This is a genomic window from Lentzea nigeriaca, assembly GCF_016907955.1.
GTDB classification, from domain to species: Bacteria; Actinomycetota; Actinomycetes; order Mycobacteriales; family Pseudonocardiaceae; genus Lentzea; species Lentzea nigeriaca.
Genome location: NZ_JAFBCX010000008.1, coordinates 280,182 through 306,866, shown reverse-complemented (window position 1 = coordinate 306,866; position 26,685 = coordinate 280,182). Strand labels below are relative to the sequence as shown.

The window sequence follows — 26,685 nt, the reverse complement described above, 5'->3', positions numbered from 1 at the left end:
CCGACCCTCCTAACTCATCGGGTAGGGACGGACTCCCCTTCGCCGGATGACGCCGTTGCGCGACGAATTACGTCATCGGCAGAAAGACGGCAGGCAAGTAGCTCCGTTCGGGTGAAGCAGAGCTACTTGCAGCCGTCAATTTGCAGATCTTGAAAAAAGCTCAGCTCAGGCGCTCGATCACCATCGCCATGCCCTGGCCGCCGCCGACGCACATGGTCTCGAGACCGAACTGCTTGTCGTGGAACTGCAGGGAATTGATCAAGGTCGTGGTGATGCGCGCGCCGGTCATGCCGAACGGGTGACCGACGGCGATGGCGCCACCATTCACGTTCAGGCGGTCCAAATCGATTCCCAGGTCCTGGTAGGACGGAATCACCTGGGCCGCGAACGCCTCGTTGATCTCCACGAGGTCGATGTCGGAGATCGACAGTCCGGCCAGCGCCAGGGCGCGCTTCGAGGCCTCGACCGGGCCGAGACCCATGATTTCCGGCGAGAGACCCGAGACGCCCGTCGACACGATGCGGGCGAGCGGCGTGATGCCGAGTTCGCGCGCCTTCGTGTCGGACATGATCACGAGAGCCGCGGCGCCGTCGTTCAACGGGCAGCAGTTGCCGGCGTTGATCCGTCCGTCGGGGCGGAACACCGGCTTCAGCTGGGAAACGGCCTCGTACGTCACGCCGGCGCGCGGGCCGTCGTCGGTGGAGACCACGGTGCCGTCGGGCAGCGTCACGGGCGTGATCTCGCGAGCCCAGAAGCCGTCCGCGATCGCCTTCTCCGCGAGGTTCTGCGAGCGGACGCCGAACTCGTCCATCTCCTGCCGCGAGATCCCCTTCAGCAGAGCCAGGTTCTCGGCGGTCTGGCCCATCGGGATGTAGATGTCCGGCACGGTGTCGAGCGTGCGCGGGTCGACCCACTCGTCAGCACCGGACTGGGCGACCGAGACGGTGCGCGCCTCGGCGTCGGCGAAGATCGGGTTGTGGGTGTCGGGCCACGAGTCGGAGCTGCCCTTCGCGAACCGCGAGACGGCCTCGACACCGGCCGAGATGAACACGTCGCCCTCGCCGGCCTTGATGGCGTGCAGGGCCATGCGCGTCGTCTGCAGCGACGAGGCGCAGTACCGGGTGACGGTCGTGCCGGGCAGGGAGTCCTGGCCGAGCAGCACGGCGACGACGCGCGCCATGTTGAAGCCCTGCTCGCCGCCGGGCAGGCCGCAGCCGAGCATCAGGTCGTCGATCTGCGCGGGGTCGAGCTGGGGGACCTTGTCGAGCGCTGCTCGCACCATCTGCGCGGCCAGGTCGTCCGGCCGCACGTCCTTCAGCGAGCCCTTGCCCGCGCGGCCGATGGGGGAGCGGGCAGCGGAGACGATCACGGCCTCAGGCATCACGAAACTCCTCGTTGAGAGTCAAGGTTGCCGCCGAGCGTAGTTAACGCCCGCTCACCCCGGCCAGCGCACGTGACGCGAATTTCGAAACTCAGGCGTGCCGTCTTTGCGGCCACCACGGCACGCGCGCCGGCCGCACCGCGAGAGCCGCCGCCGACCGCAGTGGCAACGCGGGCGCGACCCAGCCCGGCCACAGTCCCGCGACCTGGCACAACGGCGCGAGCAGCACACCGGCCGCGGCCTCGTAGCCGACGGCGCTGGGATGAAAGCGGTCGGTGCTGAACATGTCGACGTGCCGCGCCATGAACTCCGGCGCCAGCAGGTTGGCCAACGACACCGGCACGCCGCCCGCCCGCTTCACCTCGGCGGTCTGCGCCGCCGCGAGCCGCAGGCTGTACTGGTGCCCGACGAACCGCAGCGGCTGCGGAATCGGCCGCACGGTCCCGAGGTCGGGGCAGGTGCCGACGACGACACCGGACCCGGCGGCGCGCAGCCTGCGAACCTGTTCGCCCAGCAGGGAGGCGGACTCGCGCACCCCCAGCCGCGAGGTCACGTCGTTCGCGCCGATGATGATCAACGCCACCTGGGGCGCTTCCCGGACGGCCGCGTCGACCTGCGCGATCAGGTCCCGCGTGGTCGAGCCGCTCACGGCGTGGGTCGAGAGGCGCACCGGCCGTTCGGCTTCCTCTGCGAGCGCCTGGGCCAGCAGCACGCCCGGCATCTGCGAGGGATGCGTCACACCGACGCCGACCGCCATCGAGTCACCGAGCAGGGCGAACCGCAGCGGGTCGCGGCCGTCGTCGAGGTAGACACCGTCGGGTGCGGGCCACAGGTGCTCCAGCACGCCGATGGCGATCCGGGCACGTCTGCCCTGCTCGGTCAGCAGCCCGACCAGGGCACCGGAGAGCCCCCCGAGCGTCGCGGCGGTCATGGCCACCGCTCGTAGCGTCCTCAGTCCGATCACCCGCAACACCCCCTTTCCAGAGGAATCGTCGGCAGCGCCGTTCGAATTAACCTCCGCCGCCACTAGAGCTAGGCTTCGTTTCGCTATCTCGGAGAGTGGGAGCAGGGGAGTAGATACCGGTGGAGTACGTCGAGCACGTCGTCGATCTGGTCGGCAACACGCCGCTGGTGAAGCTCAACTCCTTGACCTCGGGGATCAAGGCCACGGTGCTGGCCAAGGTCGAGTACCTGAACCCCGGCGGCAGCGTGAAGGACCGCATCGCGCTGCGGATGGTCGAGGCGGCCGAGCGCTCGGGTGAGCTGCAGCCCGGCGGCACGATCGTCGAGCCGACCTCGGGCAACACCGGCGTCGGGCTCGCGCTGGTCGCCCAGCGCAAGGGCTACAAGTGCGTCTTCGTCTGCCCGGACAAGGTCAGCGAGGACAAGCGCAACGTCCTGAAGGCCTACGGCGCCGAGGTCGTGGTGTGCCCGACCGCCGTCGCGCCGGAGCACCCGGACTCCTACTACAACGTCTCCGACCGCCTGGTCCGCGAGATCCCCGGCGCGTGGAAGCCCAACCAGTACGCGAACCCGGAGAACCCGGCGAGCCACTACCACCAGACCGGCCCCGAGATCTGGCGCCAGACCGACGGCCGGATCACGCACTTCGTCGCGGGCGTCGGCACCGGCGGCACGATCTCCGGCACCGGCCGCTACCTCAAGGAGGTCTCCGACGGCGCCGTGCAGATCATCGGCGCGGACCCGGAGGGCTCGGTGTACTCCGGCGGCCACGGCCGTCCGTACCTGGTCGAGGGCGTCGGCGAGGACTTCTGGCCGGAGACCTACGACAAGACCATCTGCGACCAGATCGTCGAGGTCTCCGACGCGGACTCGTTCGACATCACCCGCCGCCTCGCCCGTGAGGAAGGCCTGCTCGTCGGCGGTTCGTGCGGCATGGCCGCCGCGGCCGCGCTGCGCGTCGCGAAGGACCTGCCGGAGGACGCGGTCGTCGTCGTGCTGCTCCCGGACGGTGGCCGCGGCTACCTGTCGAAGGTCTTCAACGACCGCTGGATGGCCTCCTACGGCTTCCTCCCGCCGGACTCGACCGGCGCGACGGTCGGCGACGTGCTGCGCCGCAAGGGCGGCAAGCTCCCCGACCTCGTCCACGCGCACCCGAACGAGACCGTGGGTGACGCGGTCGCGATCCTGCGCGAGTTCGGCGTCTCGCAGATGCCGGTCGTCAACGCCGAGCCGCCGGTCATGGCCGCCGAGGTCGCCGGTGCCGTCAACGAGCGCGACCTGCTCGACGCGCTGTTCACGGGTAAGGCGCAGCTGTCGGACCGCCTCGACAAGCACATGGGCGCGCCGCTGCCCACGCTCGGCGCCGGCGAACCCGTCGGTGTCGCGATGAACGCGCTGTCGAGTGCCGACGGCGCGCTCGTGCTGGAGGACGGAAAGCCCGCCGGAGTGGTCACTCGACAGGACATTCTGGGGTTCTTGGCTGGTCGCTGAGCGTAGAAGCGGGTGCGTCCGATAGCGTGACGCCCCAGATCAACCAAGTCTTACTCACACACGGCCCAGCCAAGGGGGTTGGAAACCGGATGAACGCTCCGCAGCCGCCAGGAAACCAGTTCGGCGGTCAGCCGCACCAGGAGCAGCCCAACGCGGACGCGACGCAGATCGTCCCAGGGGGTGGGCAGCCCTCCGCGGCGAACCCGAACCCGGACGCGACGCAGGTCGTCTCGCCTGGTCAGACTCCTGCCGCACCGCAGCCGAACGCGGACGCCACCCAGGTCGTCAGCCCCGGCCAGGTACCGCATGCAGCCTCCGGCTCCGGTGGCTTCCCGGCACAGGGACCCGGCTCTGGCGGGTTCCCCGCCCAGCCGCCGCCCCCGTACGGTGCCCCGCAGCCGCCGGCCTACGGCGCTCCGCAGCAGCAGCCCTACGGCGCTCCGCAGTCCAACCCGTACGGCCAGCCGCAGCAGCAGGCCTACGGTCAGCCGCAGCAGCCGTACGGTGCTCCGCAGTCGAACCCGTACGGCCAGCCGCAGCAGCCGTACGGTCAGCCCGGCTACGGGATGCCCGGCATGGCGCCGCCGCCCCCCACCGGTTACGCCGAGTGGGGCTCGCGCTTCGTCGCGGGTCTGATCGACTACGCGGCGCCGACCGTCGTGGCGTACATCGTCTTCTTCGCGGTCGGCCTGATCGCCAGCTCGGCGGGCTCCGCTGACGCCGCCGGCATCCTCGGCCTGGTCGGCGTCCTCGTCGGCTGGGGTGGCCTCATCGGGTTCTACATCTGGAACTCCGTGATCCGCCAGGGTTCGACGGGTCAGTCGATCGGCAAGAAGGTCGCCAAGATCAAGCTGATCAAGGAGGAGACGCAGCAGCCGCCCGGTGGTGGCGTGGCGTTCCTCCGCCTGCTGATCAACTACGCCTTCGGTCTGGCGTGCGGCATCGGTTCGCTGATCAACTACCTGTCGCCGCTGTGGAACAAGCCGAAGAACGAGACCTACTCGGACAAGATCGTCGGCACCGTCGTGATCAACTGGCCGGAGACCGGTGGCTACCCCGGCACCGGCGGTTACGGCCAGCCGCAGCAGTCGGGTTACGGCCAGCCGCAGACCGGTGGCTACCCCCAGCAGCAGCCGGGTGGCTACGGCCAGCCGCCGCAGCAGGGCTACGGCCAGCAGCAGGGCTGGTAGTCCCCAGCAGCACATCATGAACGGCGCTTTTGCCCACCTCAGGTGGGCAAAAGCGCCGTTCATCGTTTGCCAGGCGGTCTCTTCGAGCTTCGCTCGTTTCATCGGCTGGACTCGTGCCGTCGACCGCCAGACGGGTGAGTACCCTTGGGTGATGAGCACCCCTTACGGCTTCGCGACCAGGGCGATCCACGCCGGTCAGGACCCGGACCCGACCACGGGTGCGGTGAACGTGCCCATCTACGCGACGTCGACCTACGCGCAGGACGGCGTGGGCGGGCTGCGTCAGGGCTTCGAGTACTCGCGCACCGGCAACCCGACCCGCCGCGCGCTGGAGACGGCCCTCGCCTCGCTCGAACGGGGCCGCTTCGGCCGCGCGTTCGCCTCGGGCATGGGCGCGACCGACGCCGCGCTGCGCACGTTCCTCAAGCCCGGCGACCACATCGTCATCCCGAACGACGCGTACGGCGGCACGTTCCGGCTGATCGACAAGGTCTTCTCGCAGTGGGGCGTCACCCACTCGCCGGCGCCGGTCACGGACATCGACGCGATCCGCGCCGCGGTGCGTCCCGAGACCAAGCTGGTGTGGATCGAGACGCCCACCAACCCGCTGCTGAACATCGGTGACATCGCCGCGATCGCCGAGGTCGCGCACGCCGCGGGCGCCAAGTTCGTGGTGGACAACACCTTCGCCTCGCCCGCGCTGCAGACGCCGCTGGAGCTCGGCGCCGACGTGGTGCTGCACTCGACCACCAAGTACGTCGGCGGCCACTCCGACGTGGTGGGCGGCGCGCTGATCACCTCCGACGAGGAGATCGACGCGGCGTTCGGCTTCCTGCAGAACGGCGCGGGCGCGGTGCCCGGCCCGTTCGACGCGTTCCTGACGTTGCGCGGCCTCAAGACCCTCGAGCTGCGCATGGAGAAGCACTCGGACAACGCCGAGCTCGTCGCCGAGGCCCTGGTGCGGCACCCGAAGGTGCGCAAGGTGCTGTACCCCGGCCTGGAGTCGCACCCGAACCACGAGGTGGCGGCCAAGCAGATGCGCCGGTTCGGCGGCATGGTGTCGTTCATCGTCGACGGCGGCGAGGAGGCCGCGCTCGAGGTGTGCGCGCGGACCAAGCTGTTCACGCTGGCCGAGTCGCTCGGTGGCGTCGAGTCGCTGATCGAGCACCCAGGGAAGATGACGCACGCGTCGACCGCGGGCTCGATGCTGGAGGTCCCGGCGGACCTGGTGCGCGTGTCGGTGGGCATCGAGTCGGGTGACGACCTGGTGGCCGACCTGCTCGAAGCCCTGGGCTGACAAACGCGACCGGCACGATGAAGGGAACCTTCCTCCAGCTCAGTGGAGGAAGGTTCCCTTCATCGATCTGGCCTAGGGCTTCTTGGAGCCGCCGAACCTGTCGACGTTCTCGACCTCGGCTGTGGGCGCCGCCGGAAGGTCGGCGCCGTTGACACAGCCGCCGACGAACTCGATCGACCCGCCCGTTTTGACGAAGCGGCCGGCCTCGTCGCAGCCGGCGTGAGCCACTGTCAAGAACGCCGCGCCGGTCAGTGCCGCAGCCGTGGTCACGGCTCCGACCAGCGGAATCACCGCGGCCACGCGTCGTACGAGTGCCATGCCACCTCCCCACGATGTGTATCCCCCGTAAAGCACCTTACCGGGGGAACGCCATCAGAGGTTGCCGCGTCGCTCCTGCTCCCGCTCGATCGCCTCGAAAAGGGCCTTGAAGTTGCCCTTGCCGAAGCCCAGCGAGCCGTGCCGCTCGATCAGCTCGTAGAAGACGGTCGGGCGGTCGCCGATCGGCTTGGTGAAGATCTGCAGCAGGTAGCCGTCCTCGTCTCGGTCGACCAGGATGCGGTGCTCCTTGAGCACCTCGATCGGCACGCGGACCTCGCCGATCCGGGCCCGCAGCTCCGGGTCGTCGTAGTAGGTGTCCGGGGTCTCGAGGAACTCGACACCGGCGTCGCGCATGGCGGTGACCGTGCGGATGATGTCGTTGGTCGCCAGCGCGATGTGCTGCACGCCGGCGCCCTCGTAGAACTCCAGGTACTCGTCGATCTGCGACTTCTTCTTCGCGATCGCCGGCTCGTTCAGCGGGAACTTGACCCGATGGTTGCCGTTGGAGACGACCTTGGACATCAGCGCCGAGTAGTCGGTGGCGATGTCGTCGCCGATGAACTCCGCCATGTTCACGAAGCCCATGACGCGGTTGTACCACTCGACCCAGTAGTCCATCTTGCCGAGCTCGACGTTGCCGACGCAGTGGTCGACGGCCTGGAAGAGGCGCTTCGGCGCACCCTCCGGTCGCTTGACCGTGGACGTCCGCGCGACGTATCCGGGCAGGTAGGGGCCGTTGTACTTGCTGCGGTCCACCAGAGTGTGGCGGGTCTCGCCGTACGTGGCGATGGCCGCGAGACGGACGGTGCCGTGCTCGTCGGAGATGTCGTGCGGCTCCTCCAGCACGGTCGCGCCCTGCTTGCGGGCGTGCGCGATGCACTGGTCGACGTCGCCGACCTCCAGCGCGAGGTCGACCACGCCGTCGCCGTGGCGGCGGTGGTGGTCGAGGAGCTCGGAGTCGGGCTTGACGCCGCCGTGGATCACGAAGCGGGCCGAGCCCGACTTCAGCACGAACGACTTGTGGGAGCGCTGGCCGGTCTCGGGGCCCGCGTAGGCCACGAGCTCCATGCCGAACGCCACCTGGTAGAGCCAGGCGGTCTGCGTGGCGTTGCCCGCGACGAACACCACGGCGTCCATGGCGCGCACGGGGAAGGGGTCCTTGGTTGCGTCGTAGTCGACCAACCCCACGAGCTGCCGGAGCTGGTCGTAGCTCACGTCGTCAAGCTGCTGCGTCATGCCTCACAGCATGAGTCGACCCAACAGGGTGAGCAACAGTCAGCGATTTCGCTGGGCAATTTGTATAGTGATCTATGCCTTCAGATCAGCAGAGTGAGCACTCTGACCAGCCAGTGGACGAACTGGACGCCCGACTCCTGTTGCTGTTGACCGACGAGCCCCGCCTCGGGGTCCTCGAATGCTCCCGCCGGCTGGGTGTCGCGCGCGGCACGGTACAGGCGCGGCTGGACCGTCTCGTCGAACGCGGCGTGCTCACCGGGTTCCCGCCGGCGCTGGACCTCGGCGCGATGGGCTACGGGCTGACGGCCTTCGCGGTCGTGGAAATCGCGCAGGGACGGCGTGCGGAGGTGTGTGAAGGGCTGGCCGCGATTCCCGAGGTGTGCGAGGTGCACGCGACGACGGGCCAGGGGGATCTCTTCGTGCGGATGGTCGCGCGGTCGAACGCGGACCTGCAGCGCGTCGTCGACCATGTCGTGGACGTGCCGCACGTGCGGCGCTTGTCGACGTCCATCGCACTCTCCACACCCGTGCCACCACGGGTGCGGCCGTTGCTGGAACGCGTGAAGGGGCGGCCACCCCGGTAGGTGGCCGCCCCTTCACAACGTCTTCAGCGACTATCCGGCGTACGGCAGAGCCTTGATCAGCGTGACCTTCTGGAGCTTGCCGTTGGGCAGCTCGTACTCCACGGTCTCGCCGTCCTTGGCGCCGTTCAGAGCCTTGCCGAGCGGCGAGGACGGGGAGTAGACCTCCATCTCGCCGTGCGCGCCCTCTTCACGGGTCGCGAGCAGGAAGGTCTCGGTCTCGTCGTCGCCCTCGTAACGGATCGTGAGCACCGTGCCCGGCGCTGCGACACCCTTGGTGGTGGGGGCCTCGCCGACCTTCGCGGCCTGGAGCAGCTCGTGCAGCTGGCGGATGCGCGCCTCCTGCTTGCCCTGCTCCTCGCGAGCCGCGTGGTAGCCGCCGTTCTCGCGCAGGTCGCCCTCCTCGCGGCGGGCGTTGATCTCGGCAGCCATGACCGGGCGGTACGCGATAAGTTCGTCCAGCTCAGCCTTGAGCCGGTCGTAGGCCTCCTGGGTCAGCCAGGTCACCTGGGTGTCGCTCACGGTCACCAACTCCTCGTCTTGCTCCGGCGCACGTGTGTGCACCAGATAGTTCCCGGGCCGTGGCCCGGAACGGAAAAACACGGCCCGCGCCGGGGCCGTGCTTGAGCCTCAAGAGTAACACGTGGACAACGTTCAGCGACGGCGATTTGTTCCCCAGTTCGCCGCTTAAACCGCAGATCACCCGCTTGGACGCTAGCTCGTGGACAAGTAGGGGGGAACCTGGTAAGAGCACCCGAACACCTCGCCGGTGACCGGCGGCTTCGAGGTGCGGAGAACTGTTGTCTCGACGACGACGGAATTCCCTGGAGGCACCAGAACTTCGCGTCTGCCTGCTTCGTCCCCGTCCTTGGCGCGGGCCCGGATGATGCAAACGGCTGGTCGCTCCGGTTGATCTCGGGAAACCTCGAAACTGACCTTCACGCTGTCGTCGCCGAGGATGATGAACGCCGTCTGCTTCGCCTCGATGGGCTTTGTGCCGAGATTTCGGTAACCCACGAAGGCGACCACCGCGCCTACCGCCACGGCTACAGCGAGTAACACCCACCGAGCCCACTTGTTGAGCGGCTTGCGCCGGCTGTTGCCATACCGCCCCTCGGGCAGCGCGCGTTGCGACACTTTCCCGCGCCCTCCTGACCCGCTGGGGAACAATGACGACCGACGTTCAGTTGTTGAGTGTCGCAGGACCGTTCACACAGGAGGACCACGGGGGTCATGGCCGACAAGCTGCGCCTTATGGCAGTGCACGCACATCCCGACGACGAGTCGAGCAAGGGCGCGGCCACGATGGCCCGCTACGTCGCCGAAGGCCACGACGTGATGGTCGTGACCTGCACCGACGGTGGCGCGGGCAGCATTCTCAACCCGGCGATGGACAAGCCGGACGTGCTCGAGAACATCATCGAGGTCCGCCGCGAGGAGATGGCCCGCGCGGCCAAGATCCTCGGCATCCAGCACCGCTGGCTGGGTTTCAAGGACTCCGGTCTGCCCGAGGGCGACCCGAAGCCGCCGCTGCCGGAGGGCTGCTTCGCCCTCGTGCCGCTGGAGGAGTCGGTGCCCACGCTGGTGGAGGCGATCCGCGACTTCCGCCCGCACGTCGTCGTGACCTACGACGAGAACGGGGGCTACCCGCACCCGGACCACATCCGCACGCACGAGATCTCGATGGCCGCGCTGGACGCCGCCGCCGACCCCGCGTTCGACCCGTCGCTGGGCTCGGCGTGGGAAGTGCAGAAGGTCTACTACTCGCACGGCTTCTCCCGCGCCAAGCTCCTGGCGTTCCACGAGGCCATGGAGGCCCGCGGCCTGGAGTCGCCGTATACGGAGTGGCTCGCGCACTGGGACGCCGACCGCCCGGACGTGATGGAACGCGTGACCACCCAGGTCGAGTGCGCGGACTACTTCGACGTCCGCGACGAGGCCCTCAAGGCCCACGCCACCCAGATCGACCCGACGAGCCGCTGGTTCGCCATCCCGAGCGAGCTGCAGCGCGAGATCTGGCCGACCGAGGAGTACGAGCTCGTGCGCTCGGTGGTGGACTCGACGCTGCCGGAGAACGACCTGTTCGCCGGAGTTAAGGTCTAGGGGTGCTCTCCCCAGACTTCGACCTCAGCAGCACGATGGCCTTTGTCGCCGTGCAGCCGTCGAACACGAACGACAACGACAAGGGCGGCCAGGGTGAGGACTTCGGCAAGTCCTCCCCGGTCGGCCTCGTCCTGCTGATCCTCTTCTTCATCGCGGTGTTCTTCCTCGTCAGGTCGATGAACAAGCACCTCAAGCGGGTGCCCGCGTCGTTCGACGAGCCGGCCTCGGACACGCCGTCCGAGCCCGAGGAGAAGAAGAAGGACTAGCTCAGGCGCGTCTCGATCACGAACTCGTGCACCGCCTCGAAGGCGGGCGGGTGCTCGGGCAGTTCGCTGCTCGCCCGCGCGTTCTGCAGCTCCTCCTGCCAGTGCGCGAGGTCGGCCTCCAGCCGTTCGGGAGTGGGCCGTTCTGGCACGCCCGCCAACGCCCGGTGCTCGCCGAGGATCTTCGCCTCGATGAGTGCGGTCAGGTAGTCCGGCCCGTCGAGCTTGTCGAGCAACGTCGGCAGGTGCGCGATCACCTCGCCCGCGCGCAGCAGTTGCACGCCGGTGAGCAGCGCGCGGAACGTGTAGAGCAGCGGCTTGATCTCGCCGGTCCGCTCGAACAGCCGCCACTGGGTCACCGCGAACCCGCGGTAGTGGTGCCCGTGCCGTGAGGTCAGGCACCCCGCGGCGAGGTCGGCGAGCTTCCGATGGCCGTCCGTGGTGTGCACGACGAGCGGCGAGAGGAGCTGCTCCAGCACGTAGCCGTTGGGCCGGGTGAGCAGACGGCAGAACTTCTCCACGTCGTGCGTGACGAGGTCGATCTCGACGCTGTCGCGCACCCACATCCGCTCCTTGGTCTCCGGGCCGCGCCGCAGCCCGACGACCTCTTCGAGCGGCAGAATGTGCACGCCGCGCAGGTCGACGTCCGAGTCGCGGGACGGGAAGCCGTACAGGTGCGCCCCGGACACGGTCGCGAAGAGCAGGTCGTGCGACTGCTCCGCCACCACCGCGCTCAGGTCAGGTACCTCGTAGCTCACAACGCCCTCCTGCGCACCGACACCAGCCAATCCTCCACCCGCGCCCGATCCGGTTCCTCGGGCAGCGGTCCTTCGGCGTGGGTGAGCTCGTCGCCCAGCCGGTGCGCCCAGGCCACGGCCTCCTCCCACGGCAGCTCCTCGGTGCGGATCTTGAGGAGCGCGCGGTCCGCGGTGATGTCGAGTTCGCCACTGCGCACCAGGTGCAGACCGAGCAACCGCAACCGCACGACGTGCATGAGCTGCTTCGGCTTGAGGTTGCGGCCCGCGCGCGACAGCTGCATCTCCGTCGCGCGCGTGTACGCCCGCACCGCGTATCGGGACAGGAACGCGGGCAGCAGCGCCCGCAGCTCCTCTCCCAGCGGCGTGACGACCTCGACCAGCGGGCTCACCAGCGTCTCGAGCACCGTCGGGTTGGACTTCAGTGCCAGCTTGCAGAAGTGCTCGACCTCCCAGCTGAGGCGTTCCGGCTCGGGGCCCTCGACCGACGTCGGGGGTTTGTCCAGGCGCCAGAACGCCTCCGTGGGCGCGACGAACACGCCGCGTCTGTCCACATCAGACTCTTCGGTCGCGAGCCCGTAGGCGTGCGAGCCGATGATCGCTTCAAGAATCACAGTCGTGGGTCCACCGGTTCCGACTCGAGGGCCAGCACACCGAAAACGCATTCGTGCACGCGCCACAACGGCTCGCCGCGCGCGACGCGTTCCAACGCCTCGATGCCGAGGGCGTACTCACGCAGGGCAAGCCCGCGCTTGCGGCCGAGACCGCGCTTGCGCAGTCGTGCGAGGTTCGCCGGCTCGGTGTAGTCGGGGCCGTAGATGATCCGGAGGTACTCGCGTCCGCGCACCTTCACGCCCGGCTGCGCCCTCCTCGTCAGGTTCGCGAGCGGCTTGACGACCATGCCCTCGCCGCCCGCCTCGGTGAGCTCCTCCCACCAGCGCACGCCGGCGGTGGATCCGCCGTGTCGACCACGAGGTGCCGAGTCTGTTGGAACAAGGGTCCTTCCAACCGGCTCAGCGTCTCCAGGTGCCACAGGTGCGAACGGTCGTGGAACGTCCGCCCCTCGGCCGCCAGCAGCTGGAACGGCGCGATCCGCACACCCTCCAAACCTTCGGTGGGCCAGCAGTACCGCTCGTAGGCCGCCCGGTAGGCCGAAGCGTTCGCCGATCGCCTTTCCGTGCGCGCCAGCAGATCCGTCACGTCGACGCCACGTGCCTTCGCGGTTTCGAGCGCTTCGACCGCGACGGGCAACGCACCGCCCGCCGCTGCCCCGACCGCCGCGTACTGCTCGCGGATCAGCCCGGAAGCCTTGGCGTTCCACGGCATCAGCTCGGCGTCGATCAGCAGCCAGTCCGTCGAGAACTCGTCGAACAACGGCTTCGCGCTGTCCCGCACCCGATCGAGCAGTTCGTCACCCAGCGCGCCGTCGAAGAACGCCCGGCCGGTGCGCGTGTAGATCGCGCCGCCTTCCTTGCGCACCAACAACACCGCGCGAGAACCCATGTGCTTCTCCTCGCAGATCACCTGCGAGACACCGGCGGCCGCGTACTCCGCGAACGCCTCCGTCGGGTGCTCCAGCACGTCGTCGCGCTGCGAGGTCGCCGTCGGAGCCATCGTCGGCGGCAGGTACAGCAGGTCGTGCGGGTCGATCGCGAACCGGCTCATGACCTCCAGCGCGCTCGCCGACTGCTCGGCGCGGATCGTCACCGCGCCCATCACCGACGTGTCGATCCGGCGCAGGCCCGTGACGTCGCTCAACGCCAGCACGTCCGGCTCCCGCTGGACGACCAGGCTGGTCAGCGGGCGCTCGTTCGCGTACCAGACCTGGTGGGCCTTGACGGAGACGAGCTCCTTCTCCGGGTAGCGCAACGCGGTCAGCTTGCCGCCGAACACCACACCCGTCTCCAGGCACATCGTGTTGTTGATCCACTCGGCCTCGGGCACCAGGACGTGCCCGTACAGCACCGTCGCGGAACCGCGGTAGTCGTTCGCCCACGGCAGGCGCACCGGCAGCCCGTACTCGTCGACCTCACCGGTCGTGTCGCCGTACAACGCGAAGCTGCGCACCTTCGCTGACGCACGGCCGTGGTAGCGCTCGGGCAGACCGGCGTGCGCCACGACGAGGTTCCCGCCGTCGAGGACGTAGTGCGCGATCAGGCCGTCGCAGAACTTCGTGACAGCGCGGCGGAACTCCTCCGGCTCGTGGGCGAGCTGCTCCAGGGACTTCTCCAGCCCGTGCCGCACCGTCACCTTGTGGCCGCGCAACGCCCGCACGAGCTTCTCCTCGTGGTTTCCGCGCACGCTGAGGGCGTGGCCGTTCGCCACCATGCCCATCACGAGCCGCAGCACACCGGGCGTGTCCGGTCCGCGGTCCACAAGGTCACCGACGAAGACGGCCTTGCGCTCGCCCGGCGGAACCGCGTCGACCGCACGGCTTTCGTCGTCCCGCACCAGCTCGTAACCCAGCTCGACGAGCAGCTCCTCCAGCTCCGCGCGGCAGCCGTGCACGTCACCGATCACGTCGAACGGCCCGGTCTCGTGCCGCAGGTCGTTGAGCAGCTTCTCGTACACGATCACTGCGCTGTCCACTTCGGACTCGGAGCGCAGCACGTGGACGCGCTTGAAGCCCTCCTTGCCGAGGTACTTCAACGACCGCTGCAACGCCGCCCGGTGCCGCTTCACGACGTGCGCGCCGAAGTCGCGGTCGGGGCGCTGTGCGTTGCGCTTGAGACACACGTCGGTCGGCGTGTCGAGCACGATCGCGACCGGCAGCACGTTGGCCTTCTTCGCGACCTCGACCAGCCTGGCGCGGTCAGGAGCCTGCACGTTGGTGGCGTCGATGACGGTGACCTTGCCGGCTTCGAGTCGCTTCGACGCGACGTGGTGCAGCACGTCGAACGCCGCCCCGGACGCCGACTGGTCGTTCTCGTCGTCGGAGACGAGCCCGCGGAAGTAGTCGCTCGACAGCACCTGCGTGGGGAGGAAGTGCCTGCGCGCGAAGGTCGACTTGCCGGAACCGGAGGCGCCGATCAGCACCACCAGACACAGGTCGGGAATCTTCAGTTCCATCAGTCGTCTTCCCCCAAGCTGAACACTGCCATCTGGGTCGGCGCGCCCCGTTCGGCGTCCTCCGGCCCGATTCCCACATAGCGCACGCGGTAGCCGCGTCGCGTCGCAACGCCGTCCGCCCACGCCGCGAACTCCGCGCGTGTCCACTCGAAACGGTGGTCGGAGTGGCGCAGCTGCCCTTCCGGCAACGTGTCGAACAGCGCGTTGTACTCGACGTTCGGCGTCGTCACCAGCACGGTCGCCGGTCGTGCGACGGTGAAGACCGAGTGCTCCAACGCGGGCAGGCGCGACGGGTCGACGTGCTCGACGACCTCCATCAGCACCGCCGCGTCGTACCCGGCGAGCGCGGTGTCCGCGTACGTCAAAGCCGACTGCCGCACCGTGATCCGCTCGCGAACGCGGTCCGGCATGCGGTCGAGCCGCAGCTTGCGCGCGGCCTCCTGCAACGCCTTCGCGGACACGTCGACACCGTGGATCTCGGTGAACTCCGGCTCCTTCACGAGTTCGCGCAGCAGCGCGCCGCCACCACAGCCGAGGTCGAGCACACGCTTGGCACGCGCCTCCTTCAGCGCCGTGATCACAGCCTCCTTGCGCTGTGCGGCAAGGGAGATCTTCGGTTCGGCCAGCGCGTTGTCGATCTCTTCCGGCTCGACCTCGTCGACGTCGGCGAGACGTTCCAGGGCAGAGGTGATCAACGGTCGCTTGCGCGCCAGGTACCTGGTGGTGATCAGCTCCTTGTCGGGGTGGCTCGCGAGCCAGCCGTCACCGGCCTTGAGCAGCTTGTCGACCTCGTCTGCCGCGACCCAGTAGTGCTTGCCGCCGTCGAGCACGGGCAGCAGCACGTAGAGGTGCTTCAGGGCGTCGCTGAGCTTCACGGTGCCGGTGAGCGTGACATCGCCGTAGCGCGAGTCACCGTGTTCGGTGATCGCTACTTCCCAGCCGAGCGGCGCGAACAGCCGGTCCGCGAGCCGGTGCGGCAGCGCGGGAATACGGATGACCAGCGGAATCGGGGTCTGCGCGAGTTCGGGGTAGCTCTCGCTGCGGCCGTTCATCGCGGTGCGGAACACGCTACCGAGCGCGACCGTGAGCAACGACCCGGCTGCGTAAGGGCGGTCGTTGACGTACTGGGTGAGCGTGCTGCCGGGACCTCGCACCAGCGCGATGGGGTCGACCTCGAGCAGGAGGGCGACCGTGCACTCCTCGTTCGTCGCCTTCGGGTAGAAGACGTGCGCGACGCCCGAGCTCGTCGTGAAGGACTGAGCCCGGTCCGGGTGCTTGTGCAGCAGGTGACCGAGGTCGGTCGCCGGCTGGTGGGTCGTGGTCATGGTGAGCAACACGAGGTCGAGTCTGATCGAGAGTCGGTCTCCACGCTGCTCATTTAGTGTGGATTGCATGAAGAACCGGCTCGCCGACGCGACCAGCCCCTACCTGCTGCAGCACGCCGAGAACCCGGTCGATTGGTGGCCGTGGTGTGAGGAGGCGTTCGAGGAGGCGCGCCGGCGGAACGTCCCGGTGCTGCTGTCCGTCGGTTACGCGGCCTGCCACTGGTGTCACGTGATGGCACACGAGTCGTTCGAGGATGAGGCTGTTGCGGCGTTCCTGAACGAACATTTCGTGTCCGTGAAGGTGGACCGCGAGGAACGTCCGGACGTCGACGCCGTGTACATGGAGGTCACGCAGGCCATGACCGGGCACGGCGGGTGGCCGATGACGGTGTTCCTGACGCCGGACGCGCGGCCGTTCCACGCGGGCACCTACTACCCGCCGTCACCGCGTGCCGGCATGCCGTCGTTCACCCAGCTCGTCGAGGCTGTTTCCGCTGCCTGGACCTCGCGTCCGGACGAGGTCCTGGAATCGGCTTCCGTTGTCGTGGAGGAGATCTCGCGCAACACGGCGCCACTTCCTCCGTCTACTGTGGACGCGAATGTGCTGGCGGGAGCGGTCGTGTCGCTGCTGGGCGAGTTCGACCGGCGCAACGGCGGGTTCGGTGGCGCGCCGAAGTTCCCGCCTTCGATGGTCGTCGAGTTCCTGTTGCGGCACTACGAACGCACAGGTTCGGTCGAGGCGATCTCGATGGCGACCGCGACGGCCGACGCGATGGCGAACGGCGGCATGTACGACCAGCTCGGCGGCGGGTTCGCGCGCTACAGCGTCGACGCGTCGTGGATCGTGCCGCACTTCGAGAAGATGTTGTACGACAACGCTTTGCTGCTCCGCTTCTACACGCACCTGGCGCGGGTCACCGGTTCCGAGCGCTACACGCGCGTCGCGCGGGACACGGCTTCGTTCCTGCTGCGGGATCTGCGCACCGCCGAGGGTGGCTTCGCGGCTTCGCTGGACGCCGACACTCAGGGCGTCGAGGGCCTGACCTACGTGTGGTCGTTCGAGGAGCTCGGGGATGCGGCGGCTGCTTTCGGAGTGACCGAGGAGCCGAACTTCGAGGACGGCAAGTCGACGCTGCGGTTCGTGTCGGAGCCGGGGGAGGACGTGCGGGCCTCGCTGCTGGCCGTCCGTGCCGCGCGTCCGCAGCCCGGCCGTGACGACAAGGTGGTCGCGGCGTGGAACGGCCTGGCGATCGCCGCGCTGGCCGAGGCGGGCGCGTTCTTCGGTGAGCCGTCGTGGATCGTGGCGGCGTCGGGAGCCGCGTCGCTGCTGGCGTCGGTGCACCTTGTCGAGGGCAGGCTGCTGCGGACCTCGCGCGACGGGGCCGCCGGGCCGTCGTTCGGCCTGCTGGAGGACTACGGCTGCGTCGCCGACGGCCTGCTGGCGTTGCACCAGGTCACGGGCTCGATCCGGTGGCTCGACCTGGCGTGCGGACTACTGGACACCGCGCTGTCCCGTTTCGCCGTGCCGGACTCTCCCGGCGCCTACTACGACACCGCTGACGACGCTGAGTCTTTGGTTCGCCGTCCCGCCGACTCAACCGACAACGCGTCGCCCTGTGGTGCGTCTTCGCTGGCCTCGGCGCTGGTCACGGCGTCTTTGCTGACCGGCGCTCAGTCCTCGCGGTATCTGACGGCTGCCACGGAGGCCGTGACGCGCGCTGGTCTGCTCGCCGCGCGGGCGCCCCGCTTCGCCGGCCACTGGCTGACCGTCGCCGAGGCGCTGGTCGCCGGTCCGCTGCAGGTGGCGGTGGTCGGTGTCGACGATGCCCGCCGCGCGGAGCTGTGGGCGGCGGCCGTCGCGCACGTGCCGGGCGGTGGCGTCGTCGTGGCCGGTGAGCCGGGCTCCGTGCCGTTGCTGGAGGACCGCCCGCTGGTCGACGAGGCCCCTGCTGCCTACGTGTGCCGCGGCTACGTGTGCGACAGGCCTGTCGTGACCGTGGATGCGCTGGTCACTTCGCTGACGGCGAACACTGCTCGCTGATTACAGGCGTAACGTCAGTAATGACGTAATCATGTAATCAGAGGTGGTTGAGATGGGACGTGGATGGCGAGGGCGAGGCGGCTGGCAACAGGCTGACCTGCCGTCGGCCGACGACGCGGCGGCGTGGTTCGCGGGCAGGCTGCCCGACGGCTGGTTCACCGGAGCGCCCGAGGTGATCGTCGACCGCGAGGAGATCACGGTCGTCGGCACGCTGCCTGACCTGGAAGGCGAGTTCGACGACGCCTCCCGCGCCGCGGCCGAGTCGGGCCGCATCTCCCGGTGGCGTGAGGAAACCCGCTCCGAACGCATCGAGATCGCGCGCCAGGCCGAACACCGCTACGGCCGCAAGGTCGCCTGGGGTGCTTCGCTCGGCGGCACGCGCGAACTCTTCACGCACCTGGCCGTGCCGGTGATGACGCGCCTGCGCCAGCCGGAACGCCAGGTGCTCGACACGCTCGTCGCCGCGGGCGTGGCCCGTTCCCGCGCGGACGCCCTGGCGTGGGCCGTCCGCCTGGTGGGCGAGCACGCCGACGCGTGGCTCGGCGAGCTGCGCGATGCGATGTCGAAGGTGGACGATCTCCGTTCGCAGGGCCCGGATCTGTCATAACCTGCGCGGCGTGGAGCTGACGTCGATCGCCGAGTCCGTTGTCCGCGCGGAGCCCGGTGCGTTCGAGACGTTCGTGGATCAGGCCCAGGGCCGCTCGCCCGACGAACTGTCGGCGGCGGCCCTGGTCCTGTCGTCGTCTTCTGACCCTGCGGTCAACCGGCTGCTCGGCAACCTGCTCTACCTCACCGGTGCCTCACCCGCCCTGGAAACACTCGTGCTGCGGGTGCTCGGCGCGATCTCGCGCGGGGAGTTCGACGAGTGGCAGCCCGCCCTGCTGCTCCCGCTGCAGGACGAGGACGTCCGCCTCGCGTTGCCGCACCGCGACCGCCTGCTGGCCGCGGTGCCAGCCGACTCGTGGCTCTCCGGCCTGCTGCAGGTGCTGGACCTGGAGCAGCTGCTGGTGCTGCACCCGTTGAGCGGCAAGGGTTTCGAGGTGACGATCGGCGGCATCGGCGACAACTTCCAGCTCCATACGTTGCTCGCCTACCGCCTGATCCCCTTGCACATCCCCGGCGAGCCGCCTTCGCTCTCCTGGGTGGAAGCGGCGTCCGTCGGCCCTGACCTGGAGCCCGCAGGCGGAATCCAAGGCCAGTTCGAGCTTTCCGACGCGTTCGGCGAGACGATCTGGAACGAGGGCCGCCCGTCCGACATCCCGTTGCTGGACGACCGGCGCGTGATCGTGCTCAGCCCGCCGCGCTACCAGCGCTCGTGGAACGCGGGCCGCCTGTACCCGATGATGACGCCGATGGTCGACGTGACGCGGGAGCTTCCGCCCGACGAGGCGGCGTCGTGGCTCGCGAAGGTCGCCTCGTGAGCTCTGCCTGTCACGCCAGGCAGGTTCTCGACACCGAACCGGTCGCGCCCGGCCCGACTACCGCTGTCGGCTCTGCGTCGCCCCGACCCGACCGCCGCTGCCGTTGTAGGCCGCGAGCCACTCGGTGGAGCCCTGCCGTCGGACCTGGAAACCTCTACGGTGCAACAACTTCCGCCTGAGTGTCAGACCCGCTCGCTATTGTTGAATTTGGGGGAATCCGGCCCGCGTCGTGTGTGTGGTGGGCACCCGTGCGGAGCCCGATGGCGCACCCGAGTGCGACGGTGGCGGCCCCGACGGCGGAAATCAACGTGAACTCCTGCGCACCCAACAACACGGAAGTCACAAGGCCGGACACAGGCATCAGGCCGATGAGCACACCAGCGCGGTCAGAGCCCAACCGGCTCACGGCGAAATACCAGAGCCCGAAAGCCAACGCGGTCACCACCACCGCGAGCAGCACGAGCGCGAAGGTCTGCCGGGTGTCCGGCACCTGCCAGCCACCGACGAACGTGCCGAGAACCGCGCCGATCACCGCCGCCAGCAGGCACGTCCAGGTCGCCACGCCCAGCACGCCGAGTCGCCGCACCACCCCGACGGCGAACAGGGTGAAGCAGACCTCGCCGACCATCGTCAACAGCGCGAGCACGAGCCCAGGACCGTGCCACGAGCCGCCACCGGACAACAGCACGATGCCCGCCGCTACCACCACTGCGCCGACAACGGCGGATGTCGTTCGTTGGCGGGACAGCAGCGCCAAAGCGATCGGGGAACCGCCCATCACGGCGGCGACGAAGCCCGGTTCGGCGTACTGCTGCGCGGCGATGAGCAGGGCGTTGAAGCCGAGCATTCCCGACGCGACCACGCCCAGCAACGGAGGGATGTCGCGCCACGACGGCATGGGCAGCCGACGGGCGACCAGCAGCAGCACGGCCGCACCCAACAGGTAGCGCATGGCCTGGCCGGTCAGGACCGGATAGCCCTCGAGCATGCCGGTGATGGGCACTGACGCGCCGACGATCGATGCCGCTGTCGCTCCCGCGGCCACCCCGAGTTTCATGCCGTTCAGCTTCACGGCGAACTGGTCCAGGTTTAAGCTCCACTTCAATGGTTGAGAACTGGTCCACTTTCCGTGAGCTGCTGTTGCCGGGGCATCAGCGGCGACGCGGCGTGGAGGTCGAGCTGCGCAGGGCGATCCGCGACGGGCGGCTGGCGCCGGGCACGCGCCTGCCGTCGAGCAGGGACCTGGCGGCGCAGCTCGGCGTGGCGCGAGGGACCGTCACGTCGGCCTACACGCAGCTGGTGGCGGAGGGGTATCTCACCACCCGGCGCGGGTCGGGGACGACGGTCGCGAGCCTCGGCCCGGCCGGGGCGTGCGGTGTGCCGGAGCCGCCGCAGCGGTGGCGGTTCAACCTGCGGCCAGGGTTGCCGGCGTTGGGCGCTTTTCCGCGTGCGGAATGGGTTGCGGCGCACCGGGCAGCGCTTGCCGACCTGCCCGACGACGACCTCGCCTACCCCGACCCGGCCGGATTCGTGGGGCTGCGCAAGGAGATCGTCGACTACCTGGCGCGGGTGAGGGCGGTGGTCGCGCGGGACGCGGTGATCACGAACGGCGCCGCGGACGGGTTGCAGCTCACCGCCAGGTTGCTGAACGGCAGCATTGCGATCGAGGAGCCGAGTCACTTCGGCGGCGAGGACCTGTTGCGATCACACGGGCTCGACACCGTGCCGATTCCGGTGGACGACAAGGGAATCCGAGTCGACCTTCTGTCCAAAACGGACTGCAAGGCGGTGCTGGTCACCGCGGCGCACCAGTTCCCGTTGGGCGTTGTGCTGCACCCGGAACGGCGGAGGGCGCTCGTGGACTGGGCGCGTGAGCGGGACGGGTTGATCATCGAGGACGACTACGACGCGGAGCACCGGTACGACCGGCCCGCGCTCGGTGCGCTGCAGGCGCTGGCGCCCGACCACGTCGTGTACCAGGGGACGACCAGCAAGGTGCTGGCGCCAGCGTTGCGCCTCGGGTGGCTGGTGGTGCCGGAGCGGCTGCGCGAGGGCATCGTGGACCGCAAGAAGTACAACGACATGGGCACCGCGACGATCCCGCAGGCGGCGTTCGCGCACCTGTTGCGGACGGGCGGCTATGACCGGCATCTGCGCCGCACGCGCGCGCTCTACCGGAAGCGGCGCGACGCGTTGTTGGAAGCCGTTGCCGAGCATCTGCCCGAGTGGCAGTCCATCGGCGTCGCGGCCGGGTTGCACGTCGTGTTGCGCATGCCGGACGGGACGGACGACCTCGCGTTGAAGAGCAGGCTCGCGGAACGTGGCGTGCACGTGTGGGCGTTGGCGCAGTACACGCGCACGCCGATGTGGCCGGGCCTCGTGCTCGGATATGCGGCGCTCACGCCTGACCGCCTGCGCGAGGCGGTCAGGGAGATCGCTGCCGCCGCCTAGAGGATGTGCTCGCGAGCGGTGCTCATGTCACCGCTCAGGATGTGCTCGCGCATGGTGCTCGCGTCGCTGCCGAGGATGTGCTCGCGGTCGGTGCCGACCCCAGGGGTGGACGAGGCGACGGCGGCGATGAGCAGGGCAGCGGCAATGATCTTGAAAGCACGCATGGCGTGATAAACCCCCAGGCAGAACGGTTGTCCTGGCCAGCCTAGCCGGACCGCCCAGAAATTGTCAGTGCTCGGGTGCACCATGAGTCCGTGCTCCTTTCCGAAGTAGTCGACACGTCGGCCGCCGTGGCGGCGACGCGGTCGCGCCTTGCGAAGGTCAAGGCGTTGTCCGCGTTGCTGCGCTCGGCGACGGCCGACGTCGTGGTCGCGGTGGTGTCCTTCCTCATAGGAACGCCGCGGCAGGGTCGCATCGGCGCGGGCTGGCGCACGGTCTTCGACCTGTCCGTGCCCCCGGCCGCCCAGGCCGAGCTCACGGTCGCCGAGGTCGACGCCGCGCTCGCCGAGGTGGCAGCGACGTCCGGCAAGGGCTCGGCGCAGCGCCGAGCCGACCTGCTGGCGGCGCTCTTCGGCCGTTCCACAGAGGCGGAGCAGGACTTCTTACGCCGCCTGCTCACCGGCGAGCTGCGGCAGGGCGCGCTGGAGGGCGTGATGCTCGACGCGATCGCCTCCGCGGCCGACGTGCCGGGCGAGACGGTGCGGCGCGCGTTCATGCTGTCCGGCCGATTACCGGACACGGCGGTGGCGGCGCTGGCGGGCGGTGCGGCCGCGCTGGAGGCGTTCCGGCTGGAGGTCGGGCGTCCGCTGCGGCCGATGCTGGCCTCACCCGCCGAGTCGTTGACCGACGCGCTGTCCGAGCTCGGCAGCTGCGTGGTGGAGCACAAGCTCGACGGCGCACGCATCCAGGTGCACCGCTTGGGCGACGACGTTCGCATCTACACCCGTACGTTGCGCGAGATCACCAAGACGGTGCCCGAGCTCGTCGACCTCGTGCGCGGCCTGCCGTGCACGTCCGTCGTGCTCGACGGCGAGACCCTGGCACTGACCGACGAGGGGAGGCCCCGCCCGTTCCAGGAGACGATGAGCCGGTTCGGCGCGCAGGACGAGCGCGAGCTGCTCCTGCACCCGTACTTCTTCGACTGCCTGCACCTCGACGGCAAGGACCTGCTCGACGAGCCCCTGAGAGACCGCCTGGCGGCCCTGCGCCAGGTGGCGGGCGAGCACGTCATCCAAGGCGCGCTGGACCCGTCACCGGACGAGGCGGCCGAGGTCGTCACGGCGTCGCTGAGCGCGGGCCACGAGGGCGTGATGGTGAAGTCACTGGCCTCGCCCTACGCGGCCGGCCGCCGCGGCCGCGCCTGGCAGAAGGTGAAGCCGGTGCACACCCTCGACCTGATCGTGCTCGGCGTCGAGTGGGGCAGCGGCCGCCGCCGCGGCTGGCTGTCGAACCTGCACCTGGGCGCCCGCGACCCGGACGGCGGCCCACCCGTGATGGTCGGCAAGACCTTCAAGGGCCTCACCGACGAGCTGCTCGCGTGGCAGACCAAGGCCCTGCAGGAGATCGCGACCGAGCAGTCCGACTGGGTCGTCATGGTCCGACCGGAACTGGTGATCGAGATCGAGCTGGACGGCGTGCAGGTCTCGCCGCGCTACCCCGGCGGCGTCGCACTGCGGTTCGCTCGCGTCGTCCGCTACCGCCCGGACAAGGACCCGTCAGAAGCCACAACGATCGAGGAGGTGAGGGCACTCCTGCCCACCGCACAACCGAATCCGGAGTCCTGACGTCAGGGCGAAAGGCGCGTAGTGCGCCCGGCAAGCAGGCAGCTCGGCAGGGCGGCGAGGCCTGGGCCGGCGATACGTTCACCGGCACGCTGCTGAACGCCGTGCACCCGAGACGGCCGCACCGCCTCGCGGTGGACGCGCGCCAGCACTGAAAATGGCGTGCGGCTCCCACCGGCCCACCAATAGCGTCAAACCAGTGACTGATGCTGCCGCGCTGCTTCGCGCCTACGACGACCAGGCCCGCTCCGCCGAGTGGAAGATCCCGGACGCCGAGGCCACCGTCCACCGCGACGGCCCCGTCTACCGGGTGTCCTGGCCGAAGCGACGAGGCCTGGTCGCCGGCCCGCCCGAACTGGGTATCACCGGCGCCGACCTGGACGCCCTGATCGCACGCCAACGCGACTTCTTCGCCGCCCGAGACCAGGGTGTCGAGTGGAAGACGTGGGGCCACGACACCCCCGCGGACCTGCCAGAACGTCTGGTCGCGGCAGGTTTCGAGTCCGAGGGCCGGGAGACGGTGCTCATCGGCCTCGCCGAGAACATGGTCACACCGGTCGACCTGGCCGGCATCACCCTGCGAGAAACCAAGGAAGAGGCCGACTTCCACAGGTTGGCAGCTTCGGCCTCCGAGGCGTTCGGCAAAACGGTCAGCTGGCTCGCCGACTACCTGCTCGAACGGCAGAACGACCCGAACACAGTCGTGGTCGTGGCCGAAGCGGAAGGCCAGATCGTCTCGTCCGCCCGTCTCGAGATCGTCCCCGGCACTGAGTTCGGCGGCCTGTGGGGCGGCAGCACCCTGGCCAAGTGGCGGGGCCGAGGCATCTACCGCGCACTCATCGCCCACCGGGCTCGCGTGGCCCTCGCCCGCGGCGTGAAGTACCTCCAGGTCGATGCCACCGAGGACAGCAGGCCGATCCTGGAACGCCTCGGCTTCGTGAAGGTCACCACGACCACCGGCTACGCCTGGAAGCCGCGGTGACTCACGCCGCCCCCGCACCTCCTCTCCGGGGATCCCCCGCAGGCGACTGGACGACTTCGCCGAAGTCTCGGCCGAGCGGCATCCGGAGGCTCAAGATCTCGAGTTGTCCACAGGTTGCGGCTCTCTGAACTGCGGGAACGCCCAGCGGGATAACCTGTGGACAGCCGGGAACCCACAACGCTTTTCACTCGTTCCGCAAGGTAAGGAAGCGCGGGGGCCCGGTCGGGACGGAGACACGGTCAGCGGTCCTTTTCGGACTGCGAGCTCGGGTCAGGGCCGGACCGGTGGCACGGTCAGGTCGAGTCTGGTGCCACCGCCAGTTCGAGCCAGACGCCCAGGCCCCGCGACGCAGGCCAGGCCCCGCGACGCAGGCCGGGCCCCGCGACGCAGGCCGGGCCCCGCAACCCAAGCCGGGTTCAGCCGGGCCGGATTCAGCCGCGCCAGGCCGGATTCAGCCGCGCAGGCCGAGCCCCAGCTCCGCGGACTGAGCCCCAGCTCCGCACACCGAGCCCCGCCGCACCGGGCCGCGCCCGGTTGCGTCACAGCCCAGGTCGGGCCACATGCCCACTTGAGACGCACCGGGTATCGTGGAAGCACGTGCGGTTCATCGAAGGGCATCGACCCTCTTACGACCTGACCTACGACGACGTGTTCCTCGTCCCCGGCCGCAGTGCCGTGGAGTCGCGGTTCGGCGTCGATCTCTCCACTTCGGACGGCACGGGAGCCACGATCCCGATCGTCGTCGCCAACATGACGGCGGTTGCCGGGCGGCGGATGGCCGAGACCATCGCGCGGCGCGGTGGGCTGGTCGTCATCCCGCAGGACGTGCCCACCGAGGCTGTGGCGGAGATCATCGCGTGGGTCAAGGAGCGGCATCCGGTTTGGGACACGCCGCTGACGCTGACCACGGGCGATGCGGTGGCGGACGCGTGGAACCTGTTGCACAAGCGGGCGCACGGTGCGGTGATCGTCGTGGACGACGGCAACCGGCCCATCGGCGTTGTCGACGAGGCGGCGCTCACCGGGGTCGACCGGTTCACGCGGATCGGCGACGTGATGAACACGGACATCCTGCAGTTGCCGCTGGGCACGAAGCCGCAGGACGTGTTCGACCAGCTGCACCACAGCGCGCACAAGATCGCGCTCGGCATCGACGACGAGCAGCGGCTCAGTGGTGTGCTGACCGAGTTGGCGGCGCTCAGGGCCGAGATCTACAAGCCGGCGACCGACGCCGACGGCCAGTTGCGGATCGCGGCTGCGGTCGGGGTCAACGGGGACGTCAGGGCCAAGGCCGAGGCGTTGCTCAAGGCCGGGGTGGACGTGCTGGTCGTGGACACCGCGCACGGGCACCAGGAGAAGATGATCGCCGCGCTGAAGGCCGTGAAGGAAGCGCACCCAAGTGTGCCGGTGGCGGCCGGGAACGTCGTCACGGCGGAAGGTGTGCGGGATCTGGTCGAGGCCGGCGCGGACATCATCAAGGTCGGTGTCGGGCCGGGTGCGATGTGCACCACGCGGATGATGACGGGTGTCGGCAGGCCGCAGTTCAGTGCGGTCGCGGAGTGCGCGGAAGAGGCGCGTCGGCTCGGCAAGCACGTGTGGGCCGACGGTGGTGTGCGGCATCCGCGGGACGTGGCGTTGGCGCTTGCGGCCGGTGCCAGCAGCGTCATGGTCGGCAGCTGGTTCGCCGGCACCTACGAGTCGCCCGGTGACCTGCAGCGGGATGAACGCGGGAACCTCTACAAGGAATCGTTCGGAATGGCGTCGAAGCGGGCCGTGACGGCGCGGACGCGGAGCGACAACGCGTTCGACCGGGCCAAGAAGGGGCTGTTCGAAGAAGGCATCTCCACTTCGAAAATGCGCTTGGACCCGGTGCGTCCGAGCGTGGAGGATCTGTTGGACGCGATTACGTCCGGCGTTCGCTCGGCCTGCACGTACGCCGGTGCGACCTCGCTGGAGGAATTCCACGCCAAGGCTGTTCTCGGCATCCAGTCGGCGGCTGGGTTCGCAGAAGGGCGGCCGTTGCCAGGGGGTTGGTGA

24 protein-coding genes and 1 pseudogene are annotated in these 26,685 nt (G+C 69.2%); 13 read left to right on the top strand and 12 right to left on the bottom strand.

Annotated elements, in window-relative coordinates; genetic code table 11:
* Positions 1–160: 160 nt before the first annotated feature.
* Both JOD27_RS28060 and JOD27_RS28055 read right to left on the bottom strand, forming a co-directional pair.
* Complete coding sequence (locus tag JOD27_RS28060; protein WP_204765268.1) at positions 161–1,381, bottom strand: acetyl-CoA C-acetyltransferase; 1,221 nt, start codon at positions 1,379–1,381, stop codon at positions 161–163.
* A 91-nt stretch (positions 1,382–1,472) separates the two neighbouring features.
* Positions 1,473–2,345 carry an SGNH/GDSL hydrolase family protein gene (locus JOD27_RS28055; protein ID WP_307830352.1) on the bottom strand — a complete coding sequence of 291 codons (873 nt, stop codon included), beginning with the start codon at positions 2,343–2,345 and terminating at the stop codon, positions 1,473–1,475.
* Positions 2,346–2,464: 119 nt separating this feature from the next.
* Between JOD27_RS28055 and JOD27_RS28050 the strand changes: the two genes are divergently transcribed.
* The 3 genes from JOD27_RS28050 to JOD27_RS28040 all read left to right on the top strand — a co-directional run bounded on the left by JOD27_RS28050 (position 2,465) and on the right by JOD27_RS28040 (position 6,322).
* Positions 2,465–3,835, top strand: coding sequence for a cystathionine beta-synthase (locus tag JOD27_RS28050; protein ID WP_204765267.1), 1,371 nt, complete (start codon positions 2,465–2,467; stop codon positions 3,833–3,835).
* 89 nt (positions 3,836–3,924) lie between these two features.
* Positions 3,925–5,025, top strand: a complete 1,101-nt coding sequence (locus JOD27_RS46170; RefSeq protein WP_204765266.1) for an RDD family protein — start codon at positions 3,925–3,927, stop codon at positions 5,023–5,025.
* 151 nt (positions 5,026–5,176) lie between these two features.
* On the top strand, positions 5,177–6,322 hold the full coding sequence (locus tag JOD27_RS28040) for a cystathionine gamma-synthase (RefSeq protein WP_204765265.1): 1,146 nt from the start codon (positions 5,177–5,179) through the stop codon (positions 6,320–6,322).
* A gap of 72 nt (positions 6,323–6,394) precedes the next feature.
* On the opposite strand, the gene JOD27_RS28035 is transcribed toward JOD27_RS28040, so the two are convergent.
* Together JOD27_RS28035 and hppD are read right to left on the bottom strand one after the other, a co-directional pair.
* A complete protein-coding gene (locus JOD27_RS28035; protein WP_204765264.1) occupies positions 6,395–6,640 on the bottom strand; it encodes a hypothetical protein in 246 nt (81 codons plus the stop codon).
* 54 nt (positions 6,641–6,694) lie between these two features.
* The gene (gene hppD, locus JOD27_RS28030; RefSeq protein ID WP_204765263.1) at positions 6,695–7,876 is read right to left on the bottom strand and encodes a 4-hydroxyphenylpyruvate dioxygenase; all 1,182 of its coding nucleotides are present in this window, start codon (positions 7,874–7,876) and stop codon (positions 6,695–6,697) included.
* 74 nt (positions 7,877–7,950) lie between these two features.
* On the opposite strand from hppD, the gene JOD27_RS28025 reads away from it, so the two are divergent.
* On the top strand, positions 7,951–8,460 hold the full coding sequence (locus JOD27_RS28025; RefSeq protein ID WP_109632229.1) for an Lrp/AsnC family transcriptional regulator: 510 nt from the start codon (positions 7,951–7,953) through the stop codon (positions 8,458–8,460).
* Between the two features lie 30 nt (positions 8,461–8,490).
* Here the strand turns inward: JOD27_RS28025 and greA are convergent, their stop codons facing one another.
* Both greA and JOD27_RS28015 read right to left on the bottom strand, forming a co-directional pair.
* Positions 8,491–8,988 (bottom strand): transcription elongation factor GreA, encoded by a 498-nt coding sequence (greA, locus tag JOD27_RS28020; RefSeq protein WP_229813464.1) that lies wholly within the window; start codon positions 8,986–8,988, stop codon positions 8,491–8,493.
* A gap of 183 nt (positions 8,989–9,171) precedes the next feature.
* On the bottom strand, positions 9,172–9,594 hold the full coding sequence (locus JOD27_RS28015) for a DUF4307 domain-containing protein (protein WP_204765262.1): 423 nt from the start codon (positions 9,592–9,594) through the stop codon (positions 9,172–9,174).
* 96 nt (positions 9,595–9,690) lie between these two features.
* On the opposite strand from JOD27_RS28015, the gene mca reads away from it, so the two are divergent.
* Positions 9,691–10,560, top strand: a complete 870-nt coding sequence (gene mca, locus JOD27_RS28010) for a mycothiol conjugate amidase Mca (RefSeq protein WP_204765261.1) — start codon at positions 9,691–9,693, stop codon at positions 10,558–10,560.
* A 35-nt stretch (positions 10,561–10,595) separates the two neighbouring features.
* Entirely contained in the window at positions 10,596–10,826 is a 231-nt protein-coding gene (locus tag JOD27_RS28005; RefSeq protein WP_204765341.1) for a hypothetical protein, read from the top strand.
* Here JOD27_RS28005 and JOD27_RS28000 read toward each other — a convergent pair.
* The 4 genes and pseudogenes from JOD27_RS28000 to JOD27_RS27985 form a co-directional block, all read right to left on the bottom strand.
* A complete protein-coding gene (locus JOD27_RS28000) occupies positions 10,823–11,581 on the bottom strand; it encodes a nucleotidyltransferase domain-containing protein (RefSeq protein WP_204765260.1) in 759 nt (252 codons plus the stop codon). The two genes, JOD27_RS28005 and JOD27_RS28000, sit on opposite strands and share 4 nt — an antisense overlap.
* Positions 11,578–12,192 carry a nucleotidyltransferase domain-containing protein gene (locus JOD27_RS27995; RefSeq protein ID WP_204765259.1) on the bottom strand — a complete coding sequence of 205 codons (615 nt, stop codon included), beginning with the start codon at positions 12,190–12,192 and terminating at the stop codon, positions 11,578–11,580. Before JOD27_RS27995 ends, JOD27_RS28000 begins: the two co-directional genes overlap by 4 nt.
* A pseudogene (locus tag JOD27_RS27990) lies at positions 12,189–14,647 on the bottom strand (polynucleotide kinase-phosphatase). Before JOD27_RS27990 ends, JOD27_RS27995 begins: the two are co-directional and overlap by 4 nt.
* Entirely contained in the window at positions 14,647–15,984 is a 1,338-nt protein-coding gene (locus JOD27_RS27985) for a 3' terminal RNA ribose 2'-O-methyltransferase Hen1 (RefSeq protein WP_204765258.1), read from the bottom strand. The pseudogene JOD27_RS27990 and the gene JOD27_RS27985 overlap by 1 nt, the downstream one beginning before the upstream one ends.
* 55 nt (positions 15,985–16,039) lie before the next feature.
* Between JOD27_RS27985 and JOD27_RS27980 the strand changes: the two genes are divergently transcribed.
* From JOD27_RS27980 to JOD27_RS27970, 3 genes are read left to right on the top strand one after another with little or no spacing between them, the layout of a single operon-like run.
* Positions 16,040–18,013, top strand: coding sequence for a thioredoxin domain-containing protein (locus tag JOD27_RS27980; protein WP_204765257.1), 1,974 nt, complete (start codon positions 16,040–16,042; stop codon positions 18,011–18,013).
* A gap of 52 nt (positions 18,014–18,065) precedes the next feature.
* Positions 18,066–18,620: an ATP-binding transcription factor AbmR gene (abmR, locus tag JOD27_RS27975; protein ID WP_204765256.1), complete on the top strand. Its 555-nt coding sequence runs from the start codon at positions 18,066–18,068 to the stop codon at positions 18,618–18,620.
* Between the two features lie 10 nt (positions 18,621–18,630).
* Complete coding sequence (locus JOD27_RS27970; RefSeq protein WP_204765255.1) at positions 18,631–19,434, top strand: hypothetical protein; 804 nt, start codon at positions 18,631–18,633, stop codon at positions 19,432–19,434.
* Positions 19,435–19,588: 154 nt separating this feature from the next.
* Here the strand turns inward: JOD27_RS27970 and JOD27_RS27965 are convergent, their stop codons facing one another.
* Positions 19,589–20,491, bottom strand: coding sequence for a DMT family transporter (locus tag JOD27_RS27965; RefSeq protein WP_204765254.1), 903 nt, complete (start codon positions 20,489–20,491; stop codon positions 19,589–19,591).
* A 47-nt stretch (positions 20,492–20,538) separates the two neighbouring features.
* On the opposite strand from JOD27_RS27965, the gene pdxR reads away from it, so the two are divergent.
* Entirely contained in the window at positions 20,539–21,885 is a 1,347-nt protein-coding gene (pdxR, locus tag JOD27_RS27960) for a MocR-like pyridoxine biosynthesis transcription factor PdxR (RefSeq protein ID WP_204765253.1), read from the top strand.
* Here the strand turns inward: pdxR and JOD27_RS27955 are convergent.
* The gene (locus JOD27_RS27955) at positions 21,882–22,049 is read right to left on the bottom strand and encodes a hypothetical protein (RefSeq protein ID WP_204765252.1); all 168 of its coding nucleotides are present in this window, start codon (positions 22,047–22,049) and stop codon (positions 21,882–21,884) included. The genes pdxR and JOD27_RS27955 overlap by 4 nt on opposite strands.
* 90 nt (positions 22,050–22,139) lie before the next feature.
* Here JOD27_RS27955 and JOD27_RS27950 point away from each other — a divergent pair, with 90 nt between their 5' ends.
* The 3 genes from JOD27_RS27950 (at position 22,140) to JOD27_RS27940 (ending at position 26,685) form a co-directional block, all read left to right on the top strand.
* Positions 22,140–23,669 (top strand): ATP-dependent DNA ligase, encoded by a 1,530-nt coding sequence (locus JOD27_RS27950; RefSeq protein ID WP_204765251.1) that lies wholly within the window; start codon positions 22,140–22,142, stop codon positions 23,667–23,669.
* A gap of 196 nt (positions 23,670–23,865) precedes the next feature.
* Positions 23,866–24,648 carry a GNAT family N-acetyltransferase gene (locus tag JOD27_RS27945; RefSeq protein WP_204765250.1) on the top strand — a complete coding sequence of 261 codons (783 nt, stop codon included), beginning with the start codon at positions 23,866–23,868 and terminating at the stop codon, positions 24,646–24,648.
* 597 nt (positions 24,649–25,245) lie between these two features.
* Positions 25,246–26,685, top strand: coding sequence for a GuaB1 family IMP dehydrogenase-related protein (locus JOD27_RS27940; RefSeq protein WP_204765249.1), 1,440 nt, complete (start codon positions 25,246–25,248; stop codon positions 26,683–26,685).